Source organism: Microbacterium sp. ZW T2_14, assembly GCF_044987405.1.
In the GTDB taxonomy this organism is placed as follows: domain Bacteria; phylum Actinomycetota; class Actinomycetes; order Actinomycetales; family Microbacteriaceae; genus Microbacterium.
In genome coordinates this window covers 20,107-27,813 of record NZ_JBJDRK010000055.1, presented here as the reverse complement: position 1 = coordinate 27,813, position 7,707 = coordinate 20,107, and the positions used below count along the sequence as shown (strand labels likewise).

At 68.9% G+C, this 7,707-nt stretch carries 4 protein-coding genes; 2 read left to right on the top strand and 2 right to left on the bottom strand.

From position 1 onward, the window contains the following. On the bottom strand, nt 1-554 hold a 554-nt coding region (locus tag ACI3KY_RS16475), incomplete at its 3' end, for a hypothetical protein (protein WP_404931228.1). Nucleotides 555-714: 160 nt separating this feature from the next. Then, a complete protein-coding gene (locus tag ACI3KY_RS16470; protein WP_404931227.1) occupies nt 715-3,348 on the bottom strand; it encodes an ATP-binding protein in 2,634 nt (877 codons plus the stop codon). Between the two features lie 197 nt (nt 3,349-3,545). Here ACI3KY_RS16470 and ACI3KY_RS16465 point away from each other — a divergent pair, with 197 nt between their 5' ends. Together ACI3KY_RS16465 and rpoB are read left to right on the top strand one after the other, a co-directional pair. Further along, nucleotides 3,546-3,878, top strand: coding sequence for a hypothetical protein (locus ACI3KY_RS16465; RefSeq protein ID WP_404931226.1), 333 nt, complete (start codon nt 3,546-3,548; stop codon nt 3,876-3,878). A gap of 317 nt (nt 3,879-4,195) precedes the next feature. Further along, a complete protein-coding gene (rpoB, locus tag ACI3KY_RS16460; protein WP_404931225.1) occupies nt 4,196-7,693 on the top strand; it encodes a DNA-directed RNA polymerase subunit beta in 3,498 nt (1,165 codons plus the stop codon). Nucleotides 7,694-7,707: the final 14 nt, after the last annotated feature.

Genomic DNA, 7,707 nt, shown 5'->3' with positions numbered 1-7,707 from the left:
CCGGTGAACTGTCCGTTCTCGTCGAATTCTCCGATGCCGCCGATCTCGCTGTCACTCACGGGTTCCGGCGCGAACGCCTCGTCGATCTCGAAGTCCGGGGCCACGGGCGGGGGAACCGCGTCGGCGGTCGGCAGCGCAGGTTCCGTGGCCGCCTCGGCCGCACCGCCCATCCCCATCCCGCCGACGGCGGCCTGCCCCTCCAGCCAGGCGATGCCGGTCTCGGTCTCGCTGACCATCACGCTCAGATGCACCGTCTCCCCGGACGCGAGTGCGATTCCCGCGGCGAAGAGGCGGTCCGCCCGACGCTCGAGGCGGATGAGCTCCGCGACCCCGTCGCGCACCGTGAGCGCGGCGTAGTGGAGGCTCTCGCCGGCACGGACGAGCAGCGTCGCCACGGTGTCCGCGCGAGCATGGAGCATGACGTCGGCGAGCAGCGTGACGCCATGCTCATCGGGCAGGATGTCCGCCGGTGCCGGGTCGATGCGCACGTCGAGGGAGTCTCCGTCGCCTTCGACGTCGACTGTGCCTCGTGGCACGTCAGGAACCAGAGCCATCTCGACCCCCCTCGCAGCGGTGCCCAGTCACCTTTTGATTCGAGGAGCGCAGTTCGGTGCACAGCATATGAGCACGCTCCTCACCGCACCAGAGCCTCTCGTGCGCAGCGCTGATACCAGAGAGCGGATGCCGGACCTCGGCGCCCTCCGGTGCAGTCGGCTACCAGGTGCGCAGGGTGTCGGCCACGGTCTCCCACTCCTGTTCGGGCAGGGCGAGCTGCACCGCCTCGGCGACGGTGAGCTCGGCGCCGGCGGTCTGGCCGGCATCCACGCTCTGCGGGTCGTGTCCGCGCAGGATCTCGAGGTACGGCGTGTGCACGGTGAACGCCTCGACGTCGAAGATGCCGATGCGCCGCCGGATCTCGCCCGCTGCCACCGCCAGGGCGGCCGCACGCCAGGCCTCGCTGTGCGCGGCGGCGACGGCGCAGACGCCCTCGAGGCCGTACGCGACGCCCTCCTCGTAGTGCAGCCGGATCGACAGCAGCAGTGTGTGCACGAACTCCCGCTCGGCATCCTCGATGCGGCCCAGCTGGAAGTTCAGGCGCGCGCGCAGGTTTCCCGCGACGGAGGTGGTGAACAGGTCGCCGCGTGCCTCGGCCACCGAGGTGGCGCGATCGAAGTGGGCGAGGGCGTCGTCGGTGGCGCCTCGCACCCACGCGAGCCGGCCGAGCGACACCTCGGTGATCGCCTCCGCCCACGTGTTGCCCCGCTCGCTGAGCGTCACGACGGCCTCACGCAGCTCCGCCTCCGCCTTGTCGGTGTCGAGGTGCGAGAACTGCACGCGCGCCGTCGCGCGTGCGGCGAGCGCCATGGCTGCGGCATCCTCGTCGCCGCTCTCGGTGAACAGCCGCACGCACTCGCCGAGCCCGGCGATCACCTGCTCGCTGGGGCGCTGCCACATCTCGCCCCACAGGGCGAAGAACCAGGCGATCGCCCGGGTGTGCTGCGTGATCGGCTGATCGTGCTGCTTCTCGAGAAGCTCGAGCATCCAGACGCGCACCTCCGCGAAGAAGCCCGAGATCCACCAGTAGATGAGGAGGCTCCACGCGAAGTCGCCCGCGTCGTCGAGCCGGTTCGTGTAGATCAGGTGGCGCACCGCCGCGCGCAGATTCGGAAGCTCGAGCCCGAGGCGCACGACCGCCTCCGCCTGCCCGGTGCCACCCAGGCCGGGGGCGAGCCGCTGCACGAGGGCGCGGTAGTAGTCGGCGTGCGCGCGGCGCACCTGCACCGCGTCGCCGCGGTCCTTCAGCCGCCCCAGTGCGTACTCGCGCACCATCGCGAGCAGCGAGAACACCCGTCGTCCGCCCACCTCGCTCTGCTTCACGAGCGAGCCGTCGATGAGCGCGGTGAGGGCGTCGATCGCCTCGTCGCCCCACGAGCGCCCCGCGCCGAGCGCCTCGACCGCCTCGAGTGTGAACCGCGTCGCGAACACGCCCAGATCTTCGAGCAGGTCGCGCTGTGTGTCCGGCAGCAGGCTCACGCTCCAGTCGATCGTCGCCCGCATCGTGCGGTGCCGCTCGGGAAGATCGCGGACGGCCGCCGTGAGCAGCGGCAGGCTGCGCTCGAGGCGCTCCGCGATGCCGCCGGGGCTCAGGATGCGCACCTTCGCCGCAGCCAGCTCGATCGCGAGCGGCAGGCCCTCCAGCCGCCGGCAGATGTCGGCCAGGTCGCCGGCGTTGTCGGCGGTGACGTCGAAGTCGGCGTCGATCGCGCGGGCACGGTCGACGAACAGCGTGACGGCCGCGGACCGCGTCGCGCGATCGAGGCTCGCCGGCCCGTCGCCGGCCGGCGTCGTCAGCGGCGCCACCTCGAAGACGCGCTCGCCGCGGATGCGCAGCACGATGCGGCTGGTCACCAGGAACGTCGCCGTCGGCGCCACGGTGTAGAGCCGCACCAGGACGGGCGCGGCATCCACGATCTGCTCGAAGTTGTCGAGCACGATCAGCACCCGGCGATCGGCCAGCGCATGCGCGATGCGCTCCTCGAGCGCGGCTTCGCCGTTGTCACGGATGCCGAGGTAGTAGGCGATCGTCGGCAGCAGCAGGCCGGGCTCGAGCACACCCTCGAGCAGCACGAAGTAGACCCCGTCCGGGAACATGTCGCCGCACGCGAGGGCGGTCTCGATGGCCAGGCGGCTCTTGCCGATGCCGCCGGGCCCCACGAGGCTCACCACGCGGTCTGTGCCGCGGGCCAGGAGCGTGCGGACGGCGTCGATGTCGGCCTCGCGGCCGATCGTCGGCGTGTAGGGCACGGGAACCCGGCCGACGAGGGTCGGCGCCTCGGGCTCCGGCTCGGGCTCGGAGGACGCCCGCGACTCGTCGAAGCGTTCGGCGAGCAGCATGGCCAGGTCGCCGGCGACCTGGTCCTCCAGCTCGGCGGCGGAGCGGAAGTGCAGGTAGGCGGCGGTGTCGTCGGCCTGGATGCGGGCGATGAGTGCGGTGAGGCGCTCGTCGCGGGAGTCGGTCTCCTTGACGTAGATGAGCTTGGGCATCTCGGGAGAGGCGAGGTTGTATTCGTCCTCGAGGCCGGAGACCTCCTCTTCGGGAGCGACCCACCCGTAGCTGGCGCCGTAGATGCCGACGAACACGTCGCTCTGGGCGAGGTAGGAGCGGTAGAGGTCCCGCGGAGGATGCGGGCGGGCACCCAGCTCGAACATCACGGGCGCGAGTCGCAGGCGCTCGATGGCCGACCTCACTGCTTCACGTTCGTCCCCGAGCTCGCGCAGGGTCGAGCTCACGAACACCCGGATCCGCTGGTCGGGCGTGCGGATCACGGGGGATCGTCCCCCAGTCATGTGCACATCATGGACCCGGAAGGCCGGTTCCCGCCACGGTCTCAGTGCATCGGTGTATCGGCCACCGGCTGATCCGGGCAGCTGAGGCTTCTTCCGCTCCCGACCGGTCAGGAGTATGGTGCGGCGGTGACGGCCCCGCAGGTGCGGCCGTCCGTCCGGATCGGGGCTCCGGGCGTCACCAATGGGGAGGGAAAGCTATGAAGAAGGTCTTGGCGTGCGCAGTCGTGGCGATCGGCCTGGTGCTCGGCAGCGGGGGAGCCGCGATGGCGGGCGAAGTCAACGGGAACGGCGACGACATCGGCGCGCCCGAGCACGCGGCCTCGGAGTGCGTCTTCTCCGGGCTCGACACGGCCGACGACATCGAGGGGACCGGGCCTGAGGGGATGGGCGACGACGTCTTCGCGGAGCGCGGCAACCAGAAGCACGGCTATCACGGCGTGCAGAACTTCGGCATGTTCCGCAGCGATCCCGTCGCGAAGGAGTTCGTCGTCGGATTCAACCCCGGCATGGCCTGCCGCGGCAACATGTAGACACCCGGAGGGCGACAGCGCTCATCGGGAAGCGTCTCTGCGCCCCCGGCCGTCCGCCGGCCGGGGGCGCACTCGAGCCACCGCATCGGCCTTATACCGCAGCATCCAGAACTTTTCAAGAATCCGACTGGACACGGCGCGTCGTCCGACGTATAGTGGGTCTTTGCGCTCTTGGATTCCCCCTGCCCTCATATGGTGGTCGGCTGTGCCTGCGCCCCCCCGCGTTCACGCGAGGAGTGCCGCGCGGGTTTCGGGGAAGAGAGCACTCCACCTGACGACAAGGAAACGAGCCCTACGGGCCCACGGAGGTAATCCCCTTGGCTGCTGCGCGCAACGCATCCAACCCCACCACCCCCAAGAACGGCCGCGGAGCATCCCGCCTCTCGTTCGCCAAGATCTCCGACACGCTGACGGTCCCCGACCTTCTCGCGCTGCAGACCGAGTCGTTCGACTGGCTCGTCGGCAACGAGGCATGGAAGGCCCGCGTCGCCCAGGCGAAGGCCGACGGTCGCACCGACGTGCCCGAGATCAGCGGCCTCGAGGAGATCTTCGAGGAGATCAGCCCGATCGAGGACCTGAGCGAGACCATGCAGCTCTCGTTCACGAACCCGTACCTCGAGCCTGAGAAGTACTCCATCGAGGAGTGCAAGGAGCGCGGCAAGACGTACGCCGCCCCGCTCTACGTCGAGGCCGAGTTCATGAACCACCAGACCGGTGAGATCAAGACGCAGACGGTCTTCATGGGCGACTTCCCGCTCCAGACCGGCAAGGGCACCTTCATCATCAACGGCACCGAGCGCGTCGTCGTGTCGCAGCTCGTCCGTTCGCCCGGCGTGTACTTCGACAAGACGGCCGACAAGACGTCCGACAAGGACATCGTCTCGGCGCGCGTCATCCCCAGCCGCGGTGCGTGGCTGGAGTTCGAGATCGACAAGCGCGATCAGGTCGGCGTCCGCATCGACCGCAAGCGCAAGCAGTCGGTCACCGTCTTCCTCAAGGCGCTCGGCCTGACCAGCGAGGACATCCTCGCCGAGTTCGCCGGCTTCGACTCGATCGAAGAGACGCTGTCGAAGGACACCATCCTCACCAAGGAAGACGCCCTCCGCGACATCTACCGCAAGCTCCGTCCGGGCGAGCAGGTGGCCGCCGAGGCCGCCCGTGCGCTCCTGGACAACTTCTACTTCAACCCGAAGCGCTACGACCTCGCCAAGGTCGGCCGGTACAAGATCAACCACAAGCTCGGCCTCGACAAGCCGCTGTCGGACTCGGTGCTGACGGTCGACGACATCGTCGCGACGATCAAGTACCTCGTGCGCATCCACCGCGGCGACGCCACCTTCGACGGCGTGCGCGGCGGCAAGCCCGCCGAGATCCGTCTCGACATCGACGACATCGACAACTTCGGCAACCGTCGCATCCGCGCGGTCGGAGAGCTCATCCAGAACCAGGTCCGCACCGGTCTGTCGCGCATGGAGCGCGTCGTCCGCGAGCGCATGACCACGCAGGACATCGAGGCGATCACGCCGCAGACCCTGATCAACGTCCGCCCCGTGGTGGCCGCGATCAAGGAGTTCTTCGGAACGTCGCAGCTGTCGCAGTTCATGGACCAGAACAACCCGCTCGCGGGTCTGACGCACAAGCGCCGCCTCTCGGCCCTCGGCCCCGGCGGTCTGTCGCGTGAGCGCGCCGGCGTCGAGGTCCGCGACGTCCACCCGTCGCACTACGGTCGCATGTGCCCCATCGAGACGCCGGAAGGCCCGAACATCGGCCTGATCGGCTCGCTCGCCTCGTTCGCGCGCATCAACGCGTTCGGGTTCATCGAGACCCCGTACCGCCGCGTCGTCGACGGCAAGGTCACCGACCAGATCGACTACCTGACCGCCTCCGAGGAGAGCGACTACATCGTCGCCCAGGCCGGTGTCGAGCTCAAGGCCGACGGCCGCTTCGCCCAGGACCGCGTCCTGGCGCGCCGCGGCAACGGCGGCGAGGTCGACCTCTTCCACTCGGAGGAGATCGGCTACATGGACGTCTCGCCGCGCCAGATGGTGTCGGTCGCGACCTCGCTCATCCCGTTCCTCGAGCACGACGACGCGAACCGCGCCCTCATGGGTGCGAACATGCAGCGCCAGGCCGTGCCGCTCCTCCGCTCGGAGTCGCCGGTGGTCGGCACGGGCATGGAGGGCTTCGCCGCGATCGACGCCGGTGACGTCGTCACCGCCGACAAGGCCGGTGTCGTCGTCGAGGTCTCTGCGGACGTCGTGACGGTGCAGCTCGACGAGGGCGGCACGCAGGACTACTTCCTCCGCAAGTTCGACCGTTCGAACCAGGGCACGAGCTACAACCAGCGCGTCGTGGTCTCGGCCGGCGAGCGCGTCGAGGCCGGCGAGGTCATCGCCGACGGTCCCGCGACCGAGAAGGGCGAGCTCGCGCTCGGTAAGAACCTCCTCGTGGCGTTCATGACGTGGGAGGGTCACAACTTCGAGGACGCGATCATCCTGAGCCAGGACCTGGTGAAGGACGACACCCTCTCTTCGATCCACATCGAGGAGTACGAGGTCGACGCCCGCGACACGAAGCTCGGCAAGGAGGAGATCACCCGTGATCTCCCGAACGTGAGCCCCGACCTGCTGAAGGACCTCGACGAGCGCGGCATCATCCGCATCGGCGCCGAGGTGCGTCCCGGCGACATCCTCGTCGGCAAGGTCACGCCGAAGGGCGAGACCGAGCTGTCGGCCGAGGAGCGTCTGCTGCGCGCCATCTTCAACGAGAAGAGCCGCGAAGTCCGCGACACGTCGCTGAAGGTGCCCCACGGTGAGCAGGGCACGATCATCGCGGTCAAGGAGTTCAACGCCGAGGACGGCGACGACGAGCTCGGCTCGGGCGTCAACCGCCGCGTCGTGGTGTACATCGCCCAGAAGCGCAAGATCACCGAGGGCGACAAGCTCGCCGGCCGTCACGGCAACAAGGGCGTCATCGCGAAGATCCTCCCCGTCGAAGACATGCCGTTCCTCGCGGACGGCACGCCGGTCCAGGTCATCCTGAACCCGCTCGGCATCCCCGGTCGAATGAACTTCGGCCAGGTCCTCGAGCTGCACCTCGGCTGGATCGCCCAGCAGGGCTGGAAGGTCGAGGGCACCCCGGAGTGGGCCGCCTCGCTGCCCGAGCAGGCATTCGAGGCGCCGGCCGGCACCAAGGTCGCGACCCCGGTGTTCGACGGTGCGTTCGAGGCCGAGATCGCGGGTCTGCTCGACTCGACGACCCCGAACCGCGACGGTGAGCGCCTGATCGACTCGACGGGCAAGACGCAGCTGTTCGACGGCCGCTCCGGCGAGCCGTTCCCGGCTCCGATCTCGGTCGGCTACATGTACATCCTGAAGCTGCACCACCTCGTGGACGACAAGATCCACGCGCGCTCGACGGGCCCGTACTCGATGATCACCCAGCAGCCGCTCGGTGGTAAGGCGCAGTTCGGCGGCCAGCGCTTCGGTGAGATGGAGGTGTGGGCCCTCGAGGCCTACGGCGCCGCGTACGCGCTGCAGGAGCTCCTCACGATCAAGTCCGACGACATCCTCGGCCGCGTCAAGGTGTACGAGGCCATCGTCAAGGGCGAGAACATCCAGGAGCCCGGCATCCCCGAGTCGTTCAAGGTGCTCATGAAGGAGATGCAGTCGCTCTGCCTGAACGTCGAGGTCCTCTCGGCCGACGGCACGGCGGTAAACCTCCGCGACACCGACGATGACGCCTTCCGCGCCGCCGAAGAGCTCGGCATCAACATCTCCAGCCGCTTCGAGTCGTCGTCGATCGACGAGATCTAAGCGCGCCAGGTAAC